At 72.7% G+C, this 21,799-nt stretch carries 20 protein-coding genes; 10 read left to right on the plus strand and 10 right to left on the minus strand.

Annotated elements, in window-relative coordinates; all coding sequences use genetic code 11:
* Positions 1–120: 120 nt before the first annotated feature.
* Both ACFXGX_RS30660 and ACFXGX_RS30665 read right to left on the minus strand, forming a co-directional pair.
* A complete protein-coding gene (locus tag ACFXGX_RS30660) occupies positions 121–1,056 on the minus strand; it encodes a chitosanase (protein WP_384797378.1) in 936 nt (311 codons plus the stop codon).
* 172 nt (positions 1,057–1,228) lie between these two features.
* On the minus strand, positions 1,229–2,149 hold the full coding sequence (locus ACFXGX_RS30665) for a rhomboid family intramembrane serine protease (protein ID WP_384797381.1): 921 nt from the start codon (positions 2,147–2,149) through the stop codon (positions 1,229–1,231).
* Between the two features lie 219 nt (positions 2,150–2,368).
* On the opposite strand from ACFXGX_RS30665, the gene ACFXGX_RS30670 reads away from it, so the two are divergent.
* Complete coding sequence (locus ACFXGX_RS30670) at positions 2,369–3,088, plus strand: vWA domain-containing protein (protein ID WP_384797384.1); 720 nt, start codon at positions 2,369–2,371, stop codon at positions 3,086–3,088.
* Positions 3,089–3,222: 134 nt separating this feature from the next.
* On the plus strand, positions 3,223–4,944 hold the full coding sequence (locus ACFXGX_RS30675; RefSeq protein ID WP_384797387.1) for a cytochrome bc complex cytochrome b subunit: 1,722 nt from the start codon (positions 3,223–3,225) through the stop codon (positions 4,942–4,944).
* Here the strand turns inward: ACFXGX_RS30675 and ACFXGX_RS30680 are convergent.
* Both ACFXGX_RS30680 and ACFXGX_RS30685 read right to left on the minus strand, forming a co-directional pair.
* Positions 4,913–6,091 carry an acyl-CoA dehydrogenase family protein gene (locus tag ACFXGX_RS30680; protein ID WP_384797390.1) on the minus strand — a complete coding sequence of 393 codons (1,179 nt, stop codon included), beginning with the start codon at positions 6,089–6,091 and terminating at the stop codon, positions 4,913–4,915. The two genes, ACFXGX_RS30675 and ACFXGX_RS30680, sit on opposite strands and share 32 nt — an antisense overlap.
* On the minus strand, positions 6,091–7,272 hold the full coding sequence (locus ACFXGX_RS30685) for an acyl-CoA dehydrogenase family protein (RefSeq protein ID WP_384797393.1): 1,182 nt from the start codon (positions 7,270–7,272) through the stop codon (positions 6,091–6,093). Before ACFXGX_RS30685 ends, ACFXGX_RS30680 begins: the two co-directional genes overlap by 1 nt.
* Positions 7,273–7,330: 58 nt before the next feature.
* On the opposite strand from ACFXGX_RS30685, the gene ACFXGX_RS30690 reads away from it, so the two are divergent.
* From ACFXGX_RS30690 to ACFXGX_RS30700, 3 genes are read left to right on the plus strand one after another with little or no spacing between them, the layout of a single operon-like run.
* Positions 7,331–8,122 carry an SDR family oxidoreductase gene (locus ACFXGX_RS30690; RefSeq protein WP_384797396.1) on the plus strand — a complete coding sequence of 264 codons (792 nt, stop codon included), beginning with the start codon at positions 7,331–7,333 and terminating at the stop codon, positions 8,120–8,122.
* 15 nt (positions 8,123–8,137) lie between these two features.
* A complete protein-coding gene (locus ACFXGX_RS30695; RefSeq protein ID WP_355759943.1) occupies positions 8,138–8,755 on the plus strand; it encodes a TetR/AcrR family transcriptional regulator in 618 nt (205 codons plus the stop codon).
* 31 nt (positions 8,756–8,786) lie between these two features.
* The gene (locus ACFXGX_RS30700; protein WP_384797399.1) at positions 8,787–9,944 is read left to right on the plus strand and encodes an acetyl-CoA C-acetyltransferase; all 1,158 of its coding nucleotides are present in this window, start codon (positions 8,787–8,789) and stop codon (positions 9,942–9,944) included.
* Between the two features lie 56 nt (positions 9,945–10,000).
* Here the strand turns inward: ACFXGX_RS30700 and ACFXGX_RS30705 are convergent, their stop codons facing one another.
* From ACFXGX_RS30705 to ACFXGX_RS30720, 4 genes are read right to left on the minus strand one after another with little or no spacing between them, the layout of a single operon-like run.
* Positions 10,001–11,095, minus strand: a complete 1,095-nt coding sequence (locus ACFXGX_RS30705; protein ID WP_384797402.1) for an NAD(P)H-dependent flavin oxidoreductase — start codon at positions 11,093–11,095, stop codon at positions 10,001–10,003.
* A complete protein-coding gene (locus tag ACFXGX_RS30710; protein WP_384797405.1) occupies positions 11,095–11,892 on the minus strand; it encodes a CoA-transferase subunit beta in 798 nt (265 codons plus the stop codon). Before ACFXGX_RS30710 ends, ACFXGX_RS30705 begins: the two co-directional genes overlap by 1 nt.
* A complete protein-coding gene (locus ACFXGX_RS30715) occupies positions 11,889–12,755 on the minus strand; it encodes a CoA transferase subunit A (protein ID WP_384797408.1) in 867 nt (288 codons plus the stop codon). The genes ACFXGX_RS30710 and ACFXGX_RS30715 overlap by 4 nt, the downstream gene beginning before the upstream one ends.
* Complete coding sequence (locus ACFXGX_RS30720) at positions 12,752–13,504, minus strand: enoyl-CoA hydratase family protein (RefSeq protein ID WP_384797411.1); 753 nt, start codon at positions 13,502–13,504, stop codon at positions 12,752–12,754. Before ACFXGX_RS30720 ends, ACFXGX_RS30715 begins: the two co-directional genes overlap by 4 nt.
* A gap of 100 nt (positions 13,505–13,604) precedes the next feature.
* On the opposite strand from ACFXGX_RS30720, the gene ACFXGX_RS30725 reads away from it, so the two are divergent.
* Positions 13,605–14,381: an SDR family oxidoreductase gene (locus ACFXGX_RS30725; RefSeq protein ID WP_384797437.1), complete on the plus strand. Its 777-nt coding sequence runs from the start codon at positions 13,605–13,607 to the stop codon at positions 14,379–14,381.
* A complete protein-coding gene (locus ACFXGX_RS30730; protein ID WP_384797414.1) occupies positions 14,378–15,292 on the plus strand; it encodes an SDR family oxidoreductase in 915 nt (304 codons plus the stop codon). The genes ACFXGX_RS30725 and ACFXGX_RS30730 overlap by 4 nt, the downstream gene beginning before the upstream one ends.
* A gap of 198 nt (positions 15,293–15,490) precedes the next feature.
* On the opposite strand, the gene ACFXGX_RS30735 is transcribed toward ACFXGX_RS30730, so the two are convergent.
* Both ACFXGX_RS30735 and ACFXGX_RS30740 read right to left on the minus strand, forming a co-directional pair.
* Complete coding sequence (locus tag ACFXGX_RS30735) at positions 15,491–16,237, minus strand: ankyrin repeat domain-containing protein (protein ID WP_384797416.1); 747 nt, start codon at positions 16,235–16,237, stop codon at positions 15,491–15,493.
* A gap of 139 nt (positions 16,238–16,376) precedes the next feature.
* Entirely contained in the window at positions 16,377–17,270 is an 894-nt protein-coding gene (locus ACFXGX_RS30740) for a hypothetical protein (RefSeq protein WP_384797419.1), read from the minus strand.
* 242 nt (positions 17,271–17,512) lie between these two features.
* On the opposite strand from ACFXGX_RS30740, the gene ACFXGX_RS30745 reads away from it, so the two are divergent.
* From ACFXGX_RS30745 to pepN, 3 genes are all read left to right on the plus strand, one after another.
* Positions 17,513–18,295, plus strand: coding sequence for a S1 family peptidase (locus tag ACFXGX_RS30745; RefSeq protein WP_384797422.1), 783 nt, complete (start codon positions 17,513–17,515; stop codon positions 18,293–18,295).
* 105 nt (positions 18,296–18,400) lie between these two features.
* Positions 18,401–18,754 (plus strand): chorismate mutase, encoded by a 354-nt coding sequence (locus ACFXGX_RS30750; RefSeq protein WP_384797425.1) that lies wholly within the window; start codon positions 18,401–18,403, stop codon positions 18,752–18,754.
* Between the two features lie 419 nt (positions 18,755–19,173).
* Positions 19,174–21,666, plus strand: coding sequence for an aminopeptidase N (gene pepN, locus ACFXGX_RS30755; protein ID WP_384797428.1), 2,493 nt, complete (start codon positions 19,174–19,176; stop codon positions 21,664–21,666).
* Positions 21,667–21,799: the final 133 nt, after the last annotated feature.

Here is a 21,799-nt window from a genome sequence, read left to right on the forward strand (position 1 = left end):
AAGCGCGGTCTCGTGGGCTGGTTGTTGTTTATAAGCCACAGCCACGAGCGGGCGCCTGCCCAACGGTCCCCGACCGGACGACCGGGCCGGCGCCGCCGCATGTCCGCACCCGCCCGGCGGCTACGGCACGCGGTAGGTCTCGCCGTACACCTTCCACTCCAGCGGTGTGCGCAGGCCGAGGTTGCCCTCGTCGAGGAACCGGCGCTGGGCCGTGTCGACGCGGGTGGTGTCACGGTCGGGGTCTTCGGACTTCATGGCCGCGCGCCGGATGTCCAGGAAGGCGCCGAGGTACGACTTCTCGTCGCCGCCCTCGGACGGCGGGTCCGTCTCGCGCAGGGCGCGCTCGCGCAGCCCGTGGAAGCCGTGGTCGCCGGTCCCCGGACCGTGCAGCACCATGGCGTCGTAGTAGATGAACTGGCCGAGAGTGCCGAGACCGTCGAGCTTGGCGAGCCGGACCGCGGGGTCGAAGTAGACCCGGTCGCGCTCGGAGTCCTGGGCCTCGCGGAACGCGGTGAGGCCGGCCTCGTGGCGCCAGGCCGCCGGGAAGCCCGGGTCCAGGCCCTCGTGGGAGTCGGTGCCGTCGACCTCGCGCAGGGCCGGGAGATAGCGGGCGAGCCCGTTGTCCGGGTGTGCCTCGGTGTAGCGCTCGACCAGGGTGAGCAGGTCGTGGGTGCCGGTGCAGAAGCCGACGAGGCCCGCCGTGTAGCCCTGGCCGTCGCCGATGTCCTCGATGTAGCCGTACGCCTCGTGCCACTTCAGCGTGGAGTTCTCGGCACTCGACACGATCTCCTGGGCGAGTTCCTTCTTGTCCGGAGCGGCGAGGCCGACGGACCTCGCCGGGGCGGCGGGCCTCGCCGGGGCGGCGCGGCTGGTGGCCGGCGCGACGACGGCCTTGCCGCCGGCCACCCGCTCCGGCTCCGCCTGCGCGCGGGACCGGGCCGGGGGCGACGCGCCGCCCTTGGGATCGGCCGTGGCGTGCTCGGGCGTGGCGAGATGGACCGCCGCCGTGATCAGCACGGCGGCCAGAACGAAGAACAGACAATCCGCGCGTTTCATGCGGCACAGGGTATGCACGGCGGGGGCGAGGCCAGGGCCCTTGGCGGGCTGCGAGGGCGCCGCACACGTGTGCCACGAGGCACCCGACCGGGCGGCGGCCGTCGACGCGCTCCGCCACCCTGGCCGGGGCCCGTGCCGACGTACGGGCCCCAGCCGTTCGCTCCCGCGCCGGCTACACCGCGCCCGTCCGCAGTGCCGACACCTTCAGTACCGTGAGGACCACGAGCAGGGCGAGCAGGCCCACGCAGACGGACGCCTGGACCAGGGTCCTGCGGTGGTCGCGGGGAGCGTACGCGTAGGCCGCGGTCACGAGTCCGCCCGCCAGCAGCCCGCCCAGGTGCCCCTGCCAGGACGTGAGCCCCGCCGAGATCAGGAGCCAGACCAGCAGGCCCGCCATGAACCGGTTGACGCCGGCCATGTCCGCGCCGACGCGGCGGGCCATCACGTAGTAGGCGGCGCTGATACCGAAGATCGCGCCGGACGCGCCGATCGTCTGCTCCTCGGGCGCGATCAGCAGCACGAGGACCGAGCCGCCGAGCGCCGACAGCAGATACAGCGCGAGATAGCGGACCCGGCCGAGCTGGGCCTCGACGATCCGGCCGATGTTCCACAGCGCGAACATGTTCATCACGATGTGGGCGATCCCGAACGTGCCCTCCGTGGGCGGCAGATGCAGGAACGCGCCGGTCAGCAGCCGGTACCACTCCCCGTCGACGAGGCCCTCCGCGTGGAAGGACGAGGGGTACGGGAAGTCCCAGAGGTAGTGGCCCCCCTCCGAGTCCGCGAGACCCGCGCCGAGCATCGCGAACCGGTCCACGACCGAGGAGCGCAGCAGTTCGGCCACATAGGCCAGTACGTTCAGGCCGATGAGGGCGTACGTCACCGCCGGCACCGTCGATATCCGGCCGCCGAAGGCCGTGCGGGCCTGCCGGACGGACCGCGCGCCCTCCTTCACGCACTCCACGCACTGGTGGCCGACGGCCGCCTCACGCATGCAGTTCGGACATATGTAGCGGTCGCAACGGGTGCAGCGCACATGCGACTCCACCTTGGGGTGGCGGTAGCAGGTGGTGACGGCGGACTCGGACTCCACGGCCGGCTCCTTGGAACGCGCGGGTACTGGGGGGAAGGTGAGCCGGTGGGGACGGCGGTGATCAAACTATCCAACCCCCCGGCCCGCGGGGAACGGCAGGGCCACGATCCGGACCCGCCGTGGCGGAACCCCCGCGCCCGCGCTCCGGAGCGGCCGGGACGGTGTCCGGACGGTCACGTAATCTCGGCGTTCCGCAGTCCTCGTACGACGGGAGCACGCATGGCCGGAATCAGCCTCACCAAGATCGAGGAGACCGCGCCCGCGCTGGTGGGCCCCTACAAGAGCGCCGGAGTCAGTCTCACCAAACACGGACTGAGCGGCCAACGGGCCGCCGTGTACCTGGTGGTGGACTACTCGGGGTCGATGAAGCCGTACTACGACGACGGCAGTGTGCAGACACTCGCCGACCGGGTGCTCGGCCTGTCCGCCCACCTCGACGACGACGGCATCGTCCCCGTCGTCTTCTTCTCCACGGATGTCGACGCGGTCACCGACATCGCGCTCGACAACCACCGGGGGCGGATCGAACGGATCGCGGCAGGGCTCGGGCACATGGGCAGGACCAGCTACCACCTGGCCATGGACGCCGTCATCGACCACTACCTCGACAGCGGTTCCGACGCCCCGGCCCTCGTCGTCTTCCAGACCGACGGAGGGCCCATCAACAAGCTCGCCGCCGAACGGTATGTGTGCAAGGCCGCCAGGCTGCCGATGTTCTGGCAGTTCATAGGGTTCGGCGACCGGAGCAGCAGACAGTTCGACTTCCTGCGCAGACTCGACGAACTGGCCGTGCCGCACAAGCGGGTCGTCGACAACGCGGGCTTCTTCCACGCGGGTTCGGATCCGCGCCGGGTGAGCGACGGGGAGCTGTACGACCGACTGGTGGCGGAGTTCCCGCGGTGGCTGGCGGCGGCACGCGCCCGCGGAATCCTGGCCTGACCCGCCCCCTCCCCCCGAGGCCGGGGCGCGGACAGTGCCCGCCCCTGCCCGGCCCGCCCCAACACCCCTTCCGCGACGCCCCGTTGGCTTCGAACGGTCGGCGTGCCACCCTGGTGGGCCGAGGGGAGCGGCGAATGGGCGCACGAGAGATCGACTCCGGCCGGACCGCGGGGACTTCGGCGAACGGAGCACCCGGTAGCGGGACTTCGCCGACTTCGGGCGACACGGCCGTACGGGCCCGGCGCGCGCCGGAGACCGGCAAAGGGGAGCGGCTCGCCGACTGGGCCGACGGACGCCTCGGCATCTACTCCCTGGCCAGGGCCAACATGCGCAAGGTCTTCCCGGACCACTGGTCGTTCATGCTCGGCGAGGTCTGCCTCTACAGCTTCCTCGTCCTGATCCTCACCGGCGTCTATCTCACCCTGTTCTTCGAACCGAGCGGCGTCGAGGTCGTCTACCACGGCTCCTACGGGCCGCTGAACGGCATCGTCATGACACGGGCGTACGAGTCCACGCTCGACATCAGCTTCGACGTGCGCGGCGGACTGCTGATCCGCCAGATCCACCACTGGGCCGCGCTCGTCTTCCTCGCCGGGATGCTCGTGCACATGATGCGGGTGTTCTTCACCGGCGCGTTCCGCAAGCCGCGCGAGGTCAACTGGCTGTTCGGCTGGACCCTGCTGATGCTCGGCCTGATCACCGGACTGACCGGCTACTCGCTCCCCGACGACCTGCTCTCCGGCACCGGCGTCCGCTTCGCCGACGGCGCCATCCTGTCGATTCCCGTCGTGGGGACGTACCTCTCCTTCTTCCTCTTCGGCGGGGAGTTCCCCGGGCACGACATCATCCCGAGGTTCTTCCCCATCCACGTCCTGCTGCTGCCGGGCATCATGCTGGGACTGGTCGTCGCCCATCTGATCCTGGTCTTCCATCACAAGCACACCCAGTACCCGGGACCCGGAAAGGACCAGAAGTCGGTCGTCGGCATGCCCTTCATGCCCGTCTACATGGCCAAGGCCGGCGGGTTCTTCTTCCTGGTCTTCGGCGTCCTGGCGATCATGGGCGCGATCGCCACCATCAACCCCGTGTGGGCGTTCGGGCCCTACCGCGCCGACCTGGTGACCACCGGCGCCCAGCCCGACTGGTACCTCGGCTTCTCCGAAGGACTCATCCGCGTGATGCCGGGATGGGAGATCAACGCCTTCGGCCACACCCTCCAGCTCGGCGTCCTCATCCCCTTCTCGCTCTTCCCGCTCATCATGGCCGCCATCGCGGCCTACCCCTTCATCGAGGCCTGGGTCACCGGCGACCGGCGCGAGCACCACATCCTGGACCGGCCACGCAACGTGCCCACCCGCACCGCGCTCGGCGTCGCCTGGCTGACGCTGTACGCCGTCCTGCTCGTCGGCGGCGGCAACGACCTGTGGGCCACCCACTTCCACCTGTCGATCAACGCGATCACCTGGTTCGTCCGCGTCGCCGTCTTCGCCGGGCCCGCGCTCGCCTACGTCGTCACGAAACGGATCTGTCTGGGGCTGCAACGCGCCGACCGCGACGAGGTGCTGCACGGTCGCGAGACCGGCACGATCAAGATGCTGCCGCACGGCGAGTACATCGAGGTCCACGAACCGCTCACCCCGGCCCGGCGGTTCACCCTCACCCAGCACGAACAGGCGCCGCCCTACGAGGTGGGCCCGCTCGTCGACGCGAACGGCGTGGCCCGCCGCGTCGGTCCGGCCGCACGGCTGCGCGCCCGGCTGGCACGCGCCCTGTACGGGCCCGGCACCAGGATCCCGAAGCCGACGGCCGAGGAATACCGGGCGCTCACGAGCGGGGACGACGACCACCACCACTGAGACCGGCCAGCGCCTCGGCCCTGCACTCGGCCGGGGTGCCCCAGGCCGAACGCAGGGCGCGGGCCTTGGTGAACCAGAGCGACAGGTCGTACTCGGCCGTGTAGCCGATCGCGCCGTGCAACTGCAGCGCGGCCCGTGCCGTCGTGTACGCGGCCTCGCACGCCGCGACCTTCGCGGCGGCCACCTCCGCCGGTGCCATCGACAGCGCGGCCCCGAACAGCAGCGGGCGCGCGAACTCCAGGGCGATCAGCGCGTCCGCGAGCCGGTGCTTGACCGCCTGGAACGAACCGACGGGCACCCCGAACTGGGTCCGCCGGCCGACGTACTCGACGGTCTGGCCGAGGAGCGCGAGGCCCACCCCGAGGGCCTGGGCGGCCGTGGCGAGCCGGGCCCACACCAGCGCCCGCGGCGCGGCGCGCTCGACCCGCGGGCCCGCGGCCAGGAGTTCGCCGCCGCCCTCCGGACGGGCGAGCCGGCGCGCCCCGTCCACGGACGCCCGCACCGGCCCGTGACCGGACGCGAGCCGCAGCCCGTCACCGTCCACCACGAGCGACACCGCCGCCGCGTCCGCGTCGAGCGCGTAACCGCCGGACAGGGCTGCCGGGTTCGGGTCCGGCGCGTGGCCGCCGGTGGGCGTCGCCGCCGCGCCGGGCGGGTGACCGTCGGGCGTGTGCGCGTCGGGCGTCTGCCTTCCGGGCGTGTGCATTCCGGGCGTGTGTCCCTCGGGGGGTGCCGGAGCGACCGCCGCGGGACGGTGGCCGTCGGGCAGGACCAGAGTGGCCAGGCTCTTGCCCGACGCGAGCCCCGGCAGCAGCCGCTCGGCCGGACCCGGCTCGCCCAGCGCGCTCAGCTCACCCAGCAGGACGGCGGCGGCGACCGTCTCCACCACCGGGCCCGGAACCGCGTGCCGGCCCAGCTCCACGAAGGCGACCGCCAGTTCCACGGGAAGCGGTCCCACTCCCTCGTACGCCTCCGGGACCGCCAGCGCGAACACGCCCGCCTCGGCCAGCCGCGACCACAGGGCCCGCCCCGGCGCGTGGTCGCCGCCCGCCCACGCACGCACCGCCGACGGCGTGTCCGCGGCCGCCAGCATCGCGTCCAGGGAGGCGGCGAAGGCACGCTGTTCGGCGTCGAGGAGGAAGCGCATCAGCGGCGGCCCTTCGGAAGGCCGAGCAGCCGCTCGGCGATGATGTCGCGCTGGATCTCGTTGGTGCCCGCGTAGACGGGACCCGCGAGCGCGAAGACGTACCCCTCGCACCACTCGGTGTCCGCCGACTCGCCCTCGGCGCCCAGCAGATCCAGAGCCGTCTCGTGCAGCGCGATGTCGAGCTCCGACCAGAACACCTTGTTCAGACTGGACTCCGGCCCGATGTCCCCCACGCTCGGCTCCGCTCGAGCGGAGGCGCCGCCATTTCCTTCGAGCAGCCGGGAGGCATGGGCGTACGTGAAGAGCTGGTAGGCGCGCGCACCGATCACCGCGTCGGCCACCCGGTCGCGCAGCGCCGAGTCCGACGGGTCGCCGTGGGCGTGCCACAGCGCGGCCAGCCGGTCCGCGGCCGCCACGAAACGTCCCGGCGAACGCAGGGTGAGACCCCGTTCGTTGCCCGCCGTCGACATCGCCACCCGCCAGCCCTGACCCGGCTCACCGATCACGTCCCCGTCGGGCACGAAGACATCGTCCAGGAACAGCTCCGCGAAGGCCGGCCGGCCGTCCAGGCGCCCGATCGGACGGACCGTCACACCCGGCGCGCGCAGGTCGAACATCAGATACGTCAGGCCCTGGTGGCGTTTCGCCAGGCCCGGCTCGCTGCGGAACAGGCCGAAGGCCCGGTCGGCGAACGCGGCCCGCGACGACCACGTCTTGTGCCCCCGCAGGAGCCAGCCGCCGTCCACGCGCACCGCGCGCGACCTCAGCGAGGCCAGGTCGGAGCCCGCCTCGGGCTCGGACCAGGCCTGTGCCCAGACCACCTCACCCGTGGCCATCGGGGGCAGCACCCGCGCACGCTGCTCGGCGGTGCCGTGCTCGAACAGGGTCGGCGCCAGCAGGCTGATGCCGTTCTGCCCGACCCGGCCCGGCGCGCCCGCCGCGTGATACTCCTCCTCGAACCCCAGCCAGCGCACGAGGTCCGCGTCCCGGCCGCCGTACTCCGCGGGCCACGACACCACCGACCAGCGGTCCGCGGCCAGTTCGGCCTCCCACGCGCGATGGGCCGCGAAGCCCTCCTCGGTCTCCAGCGAGGGCAGCGCGGCCGCCGGGACATGGACGTCCAGCCAGGCACGGGCCTCGGCGCGGAACGCCTCGTCGGCGGGGGAGCGGGTGAGATCCATCGGCGGCACCTTCCGGCGGAGCTTCCCTAACAAGTGTTTGGTAGGTTAGCTTGGAGTCATGAGCGACGTCGAGAGCCCGGCGTACGTACCCGGCCACGGACTGCTGAAGGGCCGCAGCGCCGTCATCACCGCCGCCGCGGGCGCGGGCATCGGCGGAGCCACCGCGCGCCGGTTCCTGGAGGAGGGCGCCCGCGTCCTGATCAGCGACGCCCACACCCGCCGGCTCAAGGAGACCGCCGAGACCCTGGCCGCGGAGTTCGGCCCCGCCCGGATCACCGCACTGCCCTGCGACGTCACCGCCGAGGACCAGGTCCAGGCCCTCTACGACACCGCCGAGAACGTCCACGGCCGACTGGACATCGTCGTCAACAACGCGGGCCTCGGCGGCACCTCGTCCCTCGTCGACATGACCGACGAGCAGTGGTCCACCGTCCTCGACGTGACCCTGAACGGCACCTTCCGCTGCACCCGGGCCGCCCTCCAACGGCTCAAGGAGCACGGCGGCGGAGGAGTCGTCGTCAACAACGCCTCCGTCGTCGGCTGGCGCGCCCAGGCCGGACAGGCCCACTACGCCGCGGCGAAAGCGGGCGTCATGGCCCTCACCCGCTGCGCCGCGATCGAGGCCGCCGCCTACGGCGTCCGCGTCAACGCCGTCTCGCCCAGCCTCGCCATGCACCCCCACCTGGTGAAGGTCACCACCCCCGAACTGCTCGAAGAGCTCACCGCCCGCGAGGCCTTCGGCCGCCACGCCGAACCCTGGGAGGTGGCCAACGTGATCGTGTTCCTCGCCTCCGGCTACTCCTCGTACCTGACCGGCGAGGTCGTGTCCGTGAGCAGCCAGCATGCCTAGGACGACAATGGCCCGGTGCCTACCAAGAAGAAGCCCCAGGTGACCGCCACCCCCGAGCGCCGCCGCGAACTGCTCGGCACCGCCGCCGAGGTGTTCGCCGAACAGGGCTACAACGCCACCACCGTCCGCAAGATCGCGGACGAGGCCGGGATGCTCGCGGGCAGCCTCTACTACCACTTCGACTCCAAGGAATCGATGCTGGAGGAGATCCTGCGGACCTTCCTCGACGAACTCTGGGACGGCTACGACACCGTCCTCGACGCCGGACTCGGCCCCCGCGAAACCCTGGAAGCCCTGGTCACCGAATCCTTCCGGGAGATCGACCGGCACCGCGCGGCCGTCGCGATCTACCAGAAGGAGGCCCGCCACCTCGCCGCACAGGAGCGCTTCGCCTTCCTCGCCGAGTCCCAGCGCAACTTCGAGAAGGCCTGGCTGAGCACCCTGGAACGCGGCGTCGGCGCCGAGGTTTTCCGCGCCGACCTCGACATCCGCCTCACCTACCGCTTCGTGCGCGACACCGTGTGGGTCGCCGCCTCCTGGTACCGGCCCGGCGGTCAGCACAGCCCCGAGGAGATCGCCCGGCAGTACCTGTCGATGGTGCTCGACGGCATCTCCGTCCGCGAGGAGACGTAAGCGAACCACCCACACCCCCGAGGGAGTCGTCATGGCCGAGGCCTACATCGTCGAAGCGGTCCGCACACCCGTCGGGCGACGCGGGGGAGGACTCGCCGGGGTCCACCCCGCCGACCTCGCCGCGCACGTGCTCAAGGCCCTCGTCGAACGCTCCGGCGTGGACCCGGCCGCCGTCGACGACGTCGTCCTCGGCTGCCTCGACACCGTCGGACCGCAGGCCGGCGACATCGCCCGCACGAGCTGGCTGGCGGCCGGACTGCCCGAAGAGGTCCCGGGAGTCACCGTCGACCGGCAGTGCGGCTCCTCCCAGCAGGCCGTGCACTTCGCCGCCCAGGGCGTGATGTCCGGCACCCAGGACCTCGTCGTCGCCGGTGGCGTGCAGAACATGAGCCGCATCCCCATCGCCTTCGCCTCCCGCCAGGCCGCCGAACCCCTCGGCCTCACCGAAGGCCCCTTCGCGGGCAGCGAGGGCTGGCGGGCACGCTACGGCGACCGCCCCGTCAACCAGTTCCACGGCGCCGAACTCATCGCCGCGAAATGGGGCATCAGCCGCCGCGACCAGGAGGAGTTCGCCCTCCGCTCCCACCAGCGGGCAGTCCGCGCCGCCGACGAGGGCCGCTTCGCCCGCGAGACCGTCGCCCTCGGCGACGTCACCGCCGACGAGGGACCGCGCCGCGACACCACCCGGGAGAAGGTGGCGGCGCTGAAACCGGTCGTCGAGGGCGGCACCATCACCGCCGCCTGCTCCTCCCAGGTCTCCGACGGCGCCGCCGCGATGCTGCTCGCCTCCGAACGGGCGGTCCGCGAACACGGACTCACCCCCCGTGCCCGCGTCCACCACCTCTCCGTCCGTGGCGAGGACCCCATCCGGATGCTCTCGGCCCCCATCCCGGCCACCGCCCACGCCCTGAAGAAGACCGGCATGTCCCTGGCCGCCATCGACCTCGTCGAGATCAACGAGGCGTTCGCCCCGGTCGTCCTCGCGTGGCTCAAGGAGACCGGCGCCGACCCCGAGAAGGTCAACGTCAACGGCGGCGCCATCGCCCTCGGCCACCCGCTCGGCGCCACCGGTGTCCGCCTGATGACCACCCTGCTGCACGAACTGGAACGCACCGGCGGCCGGTTCGGCCTCCAGACGATGTGCGAGGGCGGCGGCCAGGCGAACGTGACGATCATCGAACGCCTCTGAGGACCCCCGACGGGAGAGGAAGAAGGAGGGGACCGGACCCGTGTGCCGGGCGGGCACTAAGCGGGCGGCCCGCCGCAGGCCTCGGCCCACCACGGATCCGTGCCGCCCGCCGCGGGAAGTGCCCCCAGCGTCGCGTGGGCCTGCGCCATCACCCGCTCGACCAGTTCCGCGCACGACGGGAGATCCTCGATCACGCCCGCCACCTGGCCCGCCGCCATCACCCCCAGGTCCGTCCGGCCGTCCACCATCGACGCCTTCAGGAGCATCGGGGTGTTGGCGGCGAGCAGGACCTGGCTCCAGGTCAGATCCCTGCCGTGTCTCATGGCGAGACCGTCGCGGATCATCCGGGACCAGGAGAGCCCGGACAGACGCCGGAACCCGGCGGCCCGGCGCACCGCCCGGACCAGCGCCCCGGCGCGCCCCGCCCCCTCCAGCGCGTCGACGAGCTCACTGCGCAGCATGCGGTGCGGCAGCCCGTCCACGGCCGTCGTCACGGTCACGTCCCGCACCGTCGCCGCCAGATACCTCGCCTTCACCGCGTCGGGCACGGTCGAGTCCGAGGTCAGCAGGAACCGCGTGCCCATCGCGATCCCCGCCGCCCCGTAGGCCAGCGCCGCCACCAGACCCCGCCCGTCGTGGAAGCCGCCCGCCGCCACCACCGGGATGTCCACGGCGTCCACCACCTGGGGCAGCAGCACGCTCGTCGCCACCTCCCCGGTGTGACCGCCGCCCTCCCCGCCCTGCACGATCACCGCGTCGGCACCCCAGGCGGCCACCTTCTCGGCGTGCCGCCGCGCCCCGACGGACGGCACGACGACCACCCCCGCCTCCTTCAGCCCGGCGATCAGCTCGCGGGACGGGGCGAGCGCGAACGACGCGACGCGCACACCCTCCTCGACGATGATCCGCACCCGGTCGCCCGCGTCCCCGGCGTCGGCACGCAGATTCACACCGAAAGGCCGGTCCGTACGGGACTTGACCTCCCGCACGGCGTCACGGAGCTGGTCGAGCGTCATCGTCGCCGAGGCCAGGATGCCGAGCGCGCCCGCGTTCGCCGTCGCCGAGACCAGACGGGGCCCCGCCACCCAGCCCATGCCGGTCTGCACGACGGGATGCCGGACACCGACGAGCCGGGTCAGCGCGGTGTCCATCAGCGCCCGCCCCCGCCCGGACCGCCGGTCGAGGTGCCCCGCGGATCGGGCACCTCGTTCTCACGCCGGCCGGCCGGGTCGATCACCGTGCGGATCAGCTCCAGCTCCCGCGCGCTCGGCTCACGGGTGAACGGCACCTCGTCCGGGACGCTCAGCCCGAACCCCGTCGCCTCCTCGACCTGCTCGACGCTCACGCCCGGGTGGACGGACGCCAGCCGCATCGAGTGGTCGGGCGTCGCGAAGTCGAGGACGGCCAGGTCGGTCACCACCCGGGGGAGACGATGGAAGCGGGTGGCGCTCGGGCCCGCGGCGGCGGCCCGGTCGTACCCCACCCCGCACACCATGTCGACCCGCTCCACGAACACCCGGGTCGAGTGTCTGGGGATCCAGTAACTGGTCGGATTGTTCAGGGTGTTGACCGGCGCTCCGCGCACACCCAGCAACTGGCGCCGGGGCCGGGACCAGTCGCCGACGCACGCGATGTTCTGGTTGCCGAACCGGTCGATCTGGCTCGCCCCCATCATCACGTGCCGCCGCCCGCCGGTCACCGCCGTCAGATGCCTGCGGTACGGCAGCCAGCCCTCCGGCGTGCCGTCGAGACCGACGAGCAGCGCCTCTCCGTCGGTCAGCAGCAGATCCGGCGAGAAGGTGTGCCGGGCCAGCCGGGCGCCGATCGACGGGATCAGGCCCATCGGGCTGGCGAGCACCTCTCCGTCGCCCCGCCACGCCTCGGCGCACGCGATCACGCAGTACTCGGCCCGGGTGACGCCCACCGCTCCCGCTCCTTCCCCGTTCACCGGTCCCGCTCCTTCCGCCAGTCCCGCACGGCGCTCTGATAGGCGTGTTCCCCGCCGCCGAGGAACCGCTCGGCGAACTCGGCGTACGGCGTGGTCGCGTACAGCTTCTGGAAGGCCTCGTCCCGTCCGTAGTCCGGGACGCACGACGTGAAGTGCGCCCCGTTCGGCGTCTCCACCACCCCGGTCACCGACGACCGCTGGAGTAGCAGCGTCTGCGGCACCGCCTCCTTGGTCAGCTCCGCCGTGTCGACGATCCGCTCGCAGGAGACGTATGCCGCGTCCGCCGCCTCGCAGAACAGGTCGTCGAAGTACGGATCGGGGCCCAGATACTGGCCGTTGCCCGCGCGGTCCGCCCGGTTCATGTGGACCAGGGCCGCGTCCAGGCGCAACGCCGGCATGGCGACGAGCTCCTCCCGGATCCCCGAGACCGGGTCCGGATACGGCGAAGTGACCGTCCGCAGGCTCGGATCGACCCGCATCACGTCCGAGCCGAGCCCCGCCCGCACCGGCAGGAACGGCAGCCGGTTCGCCGCCGCGTGCAGCCCCCACATGAACATCGCCTCGTCCACCTCCCTCAGTTCGAACGCGCCGCGTTCGCGGGCCGCGCGGTAGTGCGGTTCGAGCGGAACGGAGTCGAGCGTCACGAAGGCGGTGACCAGGGTGCGGATCCGGCCGGCCGCGGCGAGCAGACCGACGTCCGGGCCGCCGTACGACACGACGGTCAGATCGGTGATCTCGCTGCGGAGCAACGCTCTCACCAGCGCCATCGGTTTGCGGCGCGAGCCCCAGCCGCCGATGCCGAGCGTCATCCCGCTCTCCAGCCGGCCGACGACGTCCTGTGCCGACATGGTCTTGTCGCTCACCGGGGGGCCTCCTCGCCGAAGGTGTCGCGGACGCGGGCGGCCACACCGGCGAGAGAGGCCTCGAACGTGAAGCCCTGCTCGAAGCGGTAGCTGCGGCGCACGTCGACGGGATCGATGCCGTTGATGGCGGCCTTGGCGAGCCGGACGAGCTGCCCGTCCTTGGCCGCTATCTCGCGCGCCAGCTCCAGCGCCGCGGACCGCAGCTCCTCGCGCGGCACGACCCGCCACACCGAACCGTGGGCGTGCAGCTCGGCCGCCGTCACCGTCCGCGAGGTGTAGTACAGGACCCGCATCAGATGCTGAGGGACGAGACGGGACAGATGCGTGGCAGCCCCCAGCGCACCGCGGTCCAGCTCGGGCAGCCCGAAGACGGCGTCCTCGCTCGCCACGATCGCGTCCGCGTTCCCCACGAGCCCGATGCCGCCGCCCAGGCAGAAACCGTGCACCGCGGCCACGACGGGCACCTCGCACTCGTACACCGCGGCGAAGGCCTCCGCACAGCCGCGGTTCGCGCCGATCAGAGCGCCCCCGCCGGTGGGGTCGCGCTGCAGCTCCTTGATGTCGACGCCCGCGTTGAACCCGCGCCCCTCCGCTCTGAGGACGACACAGCGGACCCCGGGGTCGGCGCCCGCCGCGCGCACGGCGTCGGCGAGGGCGAACCAGCCGCGCACCGGCAGCGCGTTCACCGGCGGGAAGTCGACCGTGACGACGGAAATCCCCTTTTCCGGGGACGAGGTGGAGACACCCATGGCCACATCAGCTACCTTTCCACCAAACGTTTGTTAGGTGTGATGCGAAGCTAGCAGCGATCGCGGCCGCGCGGGAGGCCCTGTGGACAACGCGGACACCATGGACCGGCCCGGACCCGCCGTGGACCTCGGCGGCCGGACCGTCGTCGTCACCGGCGGCACCCGAGGCGTCGGGGCGGGCATCACCCGCGCCTTCGAGCGAGCCGGCGCCCACGTCGTGGCCTGCGCCCGACGGCCGCCCGAAAACCCCCTCGGCAAAGCCGACTTCATCCCCCTCGACCTGCGCGACGCGGCCGCGGTACGGGCCTTCTTCGACGCCCTGCCCCGGCTCGACGTCCTGGTCAACAACGCGGGCGGGGCCCCCTGGCGCCCGCTGGCCGACGCGGACGCCGAGCGGCACGCCCGGGTCATCGAGCTCAACCTCGTCGCTCCCCTCACCGCGTCGATCGCGGCCCGCGACCACCTCAGACGGACCCGGGGCTCGATCGTGATGATCGGCAGTGTGAGCGGCTCACGCCCCTCGCCCGGTTCCGCCGCCTACGGCGCCGCCAAGGCGGGACTGGAGAACCTGGCGCGTTCGATGGCCGTCGAGTGGGCGCCGGAGATCCGGGTCAACACCCTGGTCGTCGGCATGGTCCGCACCGAACTCGCCCATCTGCACTACGGCGGCGAGGACGGCCTCGCCGCCGTCGCCCGCACCGTCCCGCTGGGCCGCCTCGCCCAGCCCTCCGACGTCGGCGCCGCCGCCGTCTTCCTCGCCTCCGACGCCGCCGCCTACATCAGCGGCGCCTCCCTCCTCGTCCACGGAGGCGGGGAACGGCCCGCCTTCCTCGACGCCGCCACCGCCAACAAGGACCAGTCAGGAGAGACACGATGAGCGCGCGACTGCTGTGCGAGGGGCGGGTCGTGATCGTCACGGGCGCGGGCCGCGGGCTCGGCAGGGCGCACGCGCTGGCGTACGCCGCCGAGGGCGCACGGCTCGTGGTCAACGACCTCGGCGTCGGCCTCGACGGCCTCCCCGCGGCGGACAGCCCGGCCCGGCAGGTGGCCGAGGAGATCCGCGCGGCGGGCGGCGAGGCGGTGGCCCACGGCGGCGACATCGCGACGGCCGAGGGCGCCGCGTCGCTCGTCCGCACCGCGCTGGACACGTATGGGCGTCTCGACACCCTCGTCAACAACGCCGGATTCCTGCGCGACCGGATGCTGGTCAACCTCGACGAGGACGACTGGGACGCCGTGATGCGGGTCCACCTGAAGGGGCACTTCCTGCCGCTCAGGCAGGCGGCGGCGCACTGGCGCGCCGAGGCGAAAGCGGGCCGCGCGCCCGACGCCAGGGTCGTCAACACCAGCAGCGGCGCGGGCCTGCTCGGGTCCGTCGGACAGGGCAACTACAGCGCCGCCAAGGCCGGCATCGTCGCGCTGACCCTGGTCGCGGCGGCCGAGATGGAGCGCCACGGCGTCCAGGTCAACGCCATCGCCCCGGCCGCCCGTACCCGGATGACCGAGCGCACCTTCGCCGACACGATGGCCGCCCCCGGCAGCGGATTCGACGCCATGGACCCCGGCAACGTCTCGCCGCTGGTCGTCTGGCTCGGATCGGCTGCCAGCGCCGGGGTCACCGGCCGGGTCTTCGAGACGGAGGGCGGCCGGATCACGGTCATGGAGGGCTGGCGGCCGGGCCCGAGCGCCGACAAGGGAGCCCGCTGGACCCCGGCGGAGGCCGGCGAGACGGCCCGCGAACTGCTGACACGGGCGGAGACTCCGGGGGCGGTGTACGGGGCGCGCTAGGGCCTGTCCGGCGGATCGGCCGGAGGGAGGCCACGTGCCGTGCAGACCCGAGTGAGCGGGGATCGGTGCGTTCGGATCCAAGGCGGAGGCCGGCGCTCCCCGGCGGTGTCGGATACGGCGGGTTCGGCGCGGTTCCCGCCGTAGAGCCTCACGGGACCGGCGCGCGTGCCGCCGTAGCGCCCCCGGAGCCGTCGGGGCTCAGTGTCCGGGGCGGGTCGTGCTCGCCTTCAGCAGGGCGACGATCTCCGTGTGGCCGGTCTCCAGGTCGGCGCCCGCGAACGGCCTGCCCCGCTCGTCCAGGAGCCGGACCTCGACGGTGACGCCACCGGGCGACGGATGCCGGTGGGTGACCGCCGCGTGGCCGGCGCCGTGCGTGCGGGCCAGGCCCTCCCGGAGCTCGGTCTCGACGCCGACGCCGAGCAGCCGGCGGGCCTCCGCCAGCGCCTCGCCCCGCGCTCCCGCCCCGCGCGCGAGCAGGGCCCGTACACAGCCGGCCGAGCCCCGGTGCGCGGCCGTCACCAGCGGGGGCTCGCCCGCCGGCCCGGGCAGGTCGGGGTCCGCGCCCGCCGCGAGGAGCGCCTCCGCGACGGCGGTGTGACCCCCTCGCAGGGCCCAGGTCAGCGCGGTGAAACCGAACGCCTCCACCGTGTCCGGGTACGCCCCCGCCGCGAGCAGGGCGCGGACCACCTCCGTGTGACCGCCGCAGGCGGCGCCGCACAGGGGAGCGTCCGTGCCCAGGCTGAGCCGGTCGGGCTCGGCGCCGGCCGCCAGCAACAGCCGTACGACGGCGGGCCGGTCGCTCACCGCGGCCAGGTACAGGGCGCTCTGGCCGTCCTCGTCGACCGCCTCCGGGCTCACCCCGGCGCGCAGCAGCCGTACGACCGTGTCCTCGTCCCCCTCGTACACGGCGGGGAAGAGAAGTGCGGTCGGGTCGTTCGTGCTCATCCTTCGACCCTCGCTCGCCACGGACCCGCGAGGCAAAGGCTTTCGGGGTGTTCTGCCTCACCCGGCCCGCCCCCCGGCGACACGAACGGCGCACTCGCTGGGCGGCGCACGGGGTGGGCCGCCCCGGCCTGTCCGACGCCTAGGTGTCGCACTCCAGCACCGTCCGGCACAGTGCGCACCGCGCCCGCACCCGGCCGCGAACCGGCACCCTGATGCGCTGGTGGCAGGTCGGGCACGGGAAGGAGACGCGTAGCGGCCCGCGGTCGTCGGGCGCGAAGGCGTAGGGGACTCCGGAGTGGTCGGGGGTGTGATGGTCCTGGGCGTGCCGGCGGTCCCTGGCGTAGCGGCGGCGGCCAACCCAGCCGGCGGCGGTCAGCGGGGGCTGCCGCCCGTCGCCGAGGGCAAGCTCCATGCCCTTGGTGTACGCGGTGAACGCCTGCGGGCTGGTGAACCAGACCGAGGGGTCCTCGCCGAAGACCAGGGCGCGCTTGGCCAGGACATAGCCGAACTCCTCGGGTGTCAGATAGCCGAGCTTCTGCGAGGAGGCGCCGTCCTCGCGGTAGGCGTCGAGGAGCAGCCAGCCCGCGCCGAGGTAGGCCGCGGCCGTGTCGGTGAGGATCTCGGTGTCGCGGGTGCCGGGGAACGAGAGGTCCAGGCGGTGCAGATAGACGTGCATCACCTCGTGGGCGAGGGCGGCGCCGATGTCCCTGCGATGGGTGCGGAAGCGGTCGTTGAGCTCGATGAAGTACTCGGGTCCCGCGGCGAGTTCGACATGCGCCGCGTGGGTCATCTCGCGGAAGCCGATGATCATCCGGGCGTCCGGCAGCCGGTAGTGCCGCACCATCTCGCGGGCGACGCGCTGGGCGCCCAGATGCAGGTCGTCGATGTCCGCGAAGGCCACGTCGGCGGGCGCCACGCTGGTCGCGAAGGTGCGGATGGTGTCGTACGAGAGCCGCTTGTAGAGCGCGGTGACCGATGCCCGCACCGTGTCCAGATGCGGGAAGCCGTGCTCGACGGGTCCGCCGTTCGCCACGCCCGCACCCCCAGAAGACGCCGGAACTCCTCTCCACTGTAGGCGCGGTTCCGCTCGGTGACGGGGGAGCGGGGCGGGGGAGCGCGGCGGAAGGCCGCGACTGGCCGGAATGCGGCTCTTGCCCGGCGTGGCGGCCGGTCCCCATAATCCCCACCAGCTTGGCAGGTGCATGCCATGCATGATTCCCCGTGCATTTCCCCGTGCGCCCGCCTCGCGGACAACCCCCCACGAAAGGAAGCGCGTTGAAGTCTCTCAGGAAGTACGGCGTCATCAGAAGACTGCTCACCGTCGGCGCGATCGCACTCGCCACCGTGTCCCTCCAGCCGCTGACCGCCCACGCCGCACCCGCACCCGTCGTCGGCGGGACACGCGCCGCCCAGGGCGAATTCCCCTTCATGGTCCGCCTCTCCATGGGCTGCGGCGGCGCCCTCTACACCCAGAGCATCGTCCTGACCGCCGCGCACTGCGTGAACGGCTCCGGCACCAACACCTCCATCACGGCCACCGCCGGCGTCGTAGACCTCCAGAGCAGCAGCGCCGTCAAGGTCAAGTCCACCAAGGTGCTCCAGGCCCCCGGCTACACCGGCAAGGGCAAGGACTGGGCCCTCATCAAGCTCGCCAGGCCCATCAGCCTGCCCACCCTGAAGATCGCCACCAACACCGCCTACAACAACGGCAACTTCACCGTCGCCGGCTGGGGCGCCACCCGCGAAGGCGGCGGACAGCAGCGCTACCTGCTCAAGGCCACCGTCCCCTTCGTCGACGACGCCACCTGCAAGCAGGCGTACGGCAGCGACCTCGTCCCCGGCGACGAGATCTGCGCCGGATTCGTCGCCCAGGGCGGCGTCGACACCTGTCAGGGCGACTCCGGCGGACCCATGTTCCGCAAGGACGACACCGGCGCCTACATCCAGGTCGGCATCGTGAGCTGGGGCGAGGGCTGCGCCGAGCCCGGATACCCCGGCGTGTACAGCGAGGTCTCGACCTTCGCCGCCGACATAGCCAGGGCGGCCGCCGGACTCTGATCCGGTACGGCCCGTGAGCGCGGCGCCCGCGACCCCGGTCGCGGGCGACCGCGCACGGCCTCCCGTCAGGATCGGGCCCCCGCGGGCCACGTAGGGTTGGCTGTCATGACCACCAGCAAGCCCCAGGAAGCCGGCCCCGACGTCAGCGCGGAGCTGGCCCGGCTGCGCGACAGCATCGACAACATCGACGCCGCCGTCGTCCACATGCTCGCCGAACGCTTCAAATGCACCCAGCAGGTCGGCCACCTCAAGGCCGCCCACCAGCTCCCGCCGGCCGACCCCTCCCGCGAGGCCCACCAGATCGCCCGGCTGCGCCGCCTCGCCGAGAGCGCCAAGCTCGATCCGGCCTTCGCCGAGAAGCTGCTGAACTTCATCATCGCCGAGGTCATCCGGCACCACGAGCGCATCGCGGACGACGCGGGCGGCAGTCCGGCCGGCACCTCCGGCACGGGGGAGTGACAGCGGCGGGGCGCCATCCCGCCGCCGGCCCGTGACCGCCCGGGCCGTGCCGTGACCGCCCCTCGGCTGTGCCGCGATCGCCCCTCGGCTGTGCTCTGACCGCCGCCCGACTGTGCCGTGACCACCGCCCGGCTGTGCTGTGATCGCCCCCGGCTGTGCTGCGACCGCCCCTCGGCTGTGCCGCGATCGCGGAGCCGGCTGTGCCGTGACCGCCGCCGGCCGTGCCGTGACCGCCGCCGGCCGTGCCCCGACCGCCCCCGGCCGTGCCGTGACCGCCCCCGGCCGTGCCGTGACCGCCGCCGGCCGTGCCGCGACCGCCCCTCGGCACGCCGTGACCGCACCCCGCGATCAGAAATGCGCAGAGCGCACATACCGCACCACCCCTGTGTCCCGACCGCGCCATCGGGCAGCATGGCCTCATGTCCGTACTGACGCGCGACGAAGCGCAGACCCGTGCCAAGCTCCTCGACGTCCACCACTACGGGATCGAACTCGATCTGACAGGAGGGGACGACACCTTCGACTCCCTGACCGTCATCCGGTTCACCTCCCGCACCGCCGCGGACACCTTCGTCGAGCTGAAGCCCGCCGAACTGCGCTCCGTCACCCTGGACGGCCGGCCCCTCGACCCCGAGACCCTCGACGAGAACCGGCTGCCCCTCAAGGGACTCACCGCCGGCGAGCACGAACTGCGCGTCGACGCCTCCATGCGCTACTCCCGCACCGGGGAGGGCATGCACCGCTTCACCGACCCCACCGACGGCGAGACGTACCTCTACACCCAGCTCTTCATGGAAGACGTCCAGCGCGTCTTCGCCGCGTTCGACCAGCCCGACCTCAAGTCCGTCTTCGAGCTGTCCATCACCGCCCCCGAAGGCTGGACCGTCCTCGCCAACGGCATCACCGAACACCTCGGAGACGGCCGCTGGCAAGCCGCCCCCACCCCGCTGATCTCCACCTACCTCGTCGCCGTCGCCGCCGGCCCCTGGCACTCGGTGCGCACCGAACACGCGGGCCTGCCCTTCGGCCTCCACTGCCGCCGCTCGCTGGCCCCCTACCTCGACGCCGACGCCGACGAGATCCTCGACGTCACCCGCGCCTGCTTCGACCGCTACCACGAGAAGTTCGACGAGCCCTACCCCTTCGACTCCTACGACCAGGCGTTCGTCCCCGAGTTCAACGCCGGCGCCATGGAGAACCCCGGACTCGTCACCTTCCGCGACGAGTTCGTCTACCGCTCCGCCGTCACCGACACCGAGCGGCAGACCCGAGCCATGGTCATCGCCCACGAGATGGCCCACATGTGGTTCGGCGACCTCGTCACCCTGCGCTGGTGGGACGACATCTGGCTCAACGAGTCCTTCGCCGAGTACATGGGTTACCAGACCCTCACCGAAGCCATCCGCTTCACCGACACCTGGGTCGACTTCGGCGTCGCCCGCAAGTCCTGGGGCTACGACGCCGACCAGCGCCCCTCCACCCACCCCGTCGCACCCGACCCGGACGCCGTCCCCGACACCGCGTCCGCCATGCTCAACTTCGACGGCATCTCCTATGCCAAGGGCGCCTCCGCACTGCGCCAACTCGTCACCTGGCTCGGCGAGAAGGACTTCCTCGCGGGCATCAACACCCACTTCGCCCGCCACAAGTTCGCCAACGCCACCCTCGCCGACTTCATCGACAACCTCGCCTCCGCCACCGATCGCGACGTCCACGCCTGGGCCGACGCCTGGCTGCGCACCACCGGCGTCGACACCCTGAGGCCCGAGATCACCGAAGCCGACGGCCAGTGGCACCTCACCGTCGACCGCGACGGCAGCCGCCCCCACCGCATCGCCGTCGGCGCCTACGACACCGTCCCCGGCGAGGACGACCGCCTCACCCTGCGTGAGCGCTTCGAACTCGACGTCCCCCGCGGCGACGCCGCCGACCCCCGCCCCGGCCGCCGCCCCGACCTGCTCCTCCTCAACGACGGCGACCTCACCTACGCCAAGGTCCGCTTCGACACCAAGTCCTTCCAGACCGTACGAGCCGCCCTCGGAGGCCTCCCCGACCCCCTCACCCGGGCCGTCGTCTGGAACGCGCTGCGCGACGCCGTACGCGACGGCGAACTGCCCGCCATGGCCTACATCGAGACCGCCCGCACCCACCTGCCGCGCGAGACCGACCTCGCCGTCGTCCAGGGCGTCCTGACCTTCGCCACCGCCCATGTCGCCGACCGGTACCTGAGCCCCGAGGAGCGGCCCACCGCCCTCACCACCCTCACCGACCTGTGCCGCGACCTCATCCGCCGCACCGAGGACGGCTCCCGGCCCGGCCTGCGCCTGACCGCCGTACGCCACCTCATCGACGTCGCCGTCCACCCCGACACCATCAGCGCCTGGTTCTCCGAGGGCACCGTCCCCGGCGGCCCCGAACTCGACCCCGAGCTGCGCTGGCGCATCCTCGGCCGGCTCAGCGTCCTCGGCGCCGTCGACGACGCCGTGATCGACGCCGAACTCGTCCAGGACCCCAGCGCCACCGGTCAGGAGGGCGCCGCCCGCTGCCGCGCCGCACTGCCCGACCCCCAGGCCAAGCGCGCCGCCTGGGACGCGATGTTCGCCACCGACGACCTCTCCAACTACCTGTTCACCGCCACCGCCCAGGGCTTCTGGCAGCCCGAACAGGCCGGCCTCGTCCGCGAGTACATCGAGCGGTACTGGCCCGCCGCCGTGGCCGTCGCCGAACGACGCGGCCCCGCCATGGCCGAAGCCGCCGGCCGCTGGGCCTTCCCCGCCAGCGCCGTCACCCCGCAGACCCTCGCCCTCGGCGAGAGCTGCCTGAGCGAGGCCGACCCCATCCCGGCCCTGCGCCGCAAGCTCGCCGACCAGCTCGACGACCTCGCCCGCGCGTTGCGGGTGAGGCAGGCCTAGCAGGCGGGCCCGGCCACCCACCGGACCCACCGGACCCACCGGACCCACCGGACCCACCGGACCCACCGGACCCACCGGACCCACCGGACGCGAACCCGGACGCCGGACCGCTGCCCCTGACTCTTATACACAA

It is taken from the genome of Streptomyces sp. NPDC059371, assembly GCF_042751995.1.
Taxonomy (GTDB): domain Bacteria; phylum Actinomycetota; class Actinomycetes; order Streptomycetales; family Streptomycetaceae; genus Streptomyces.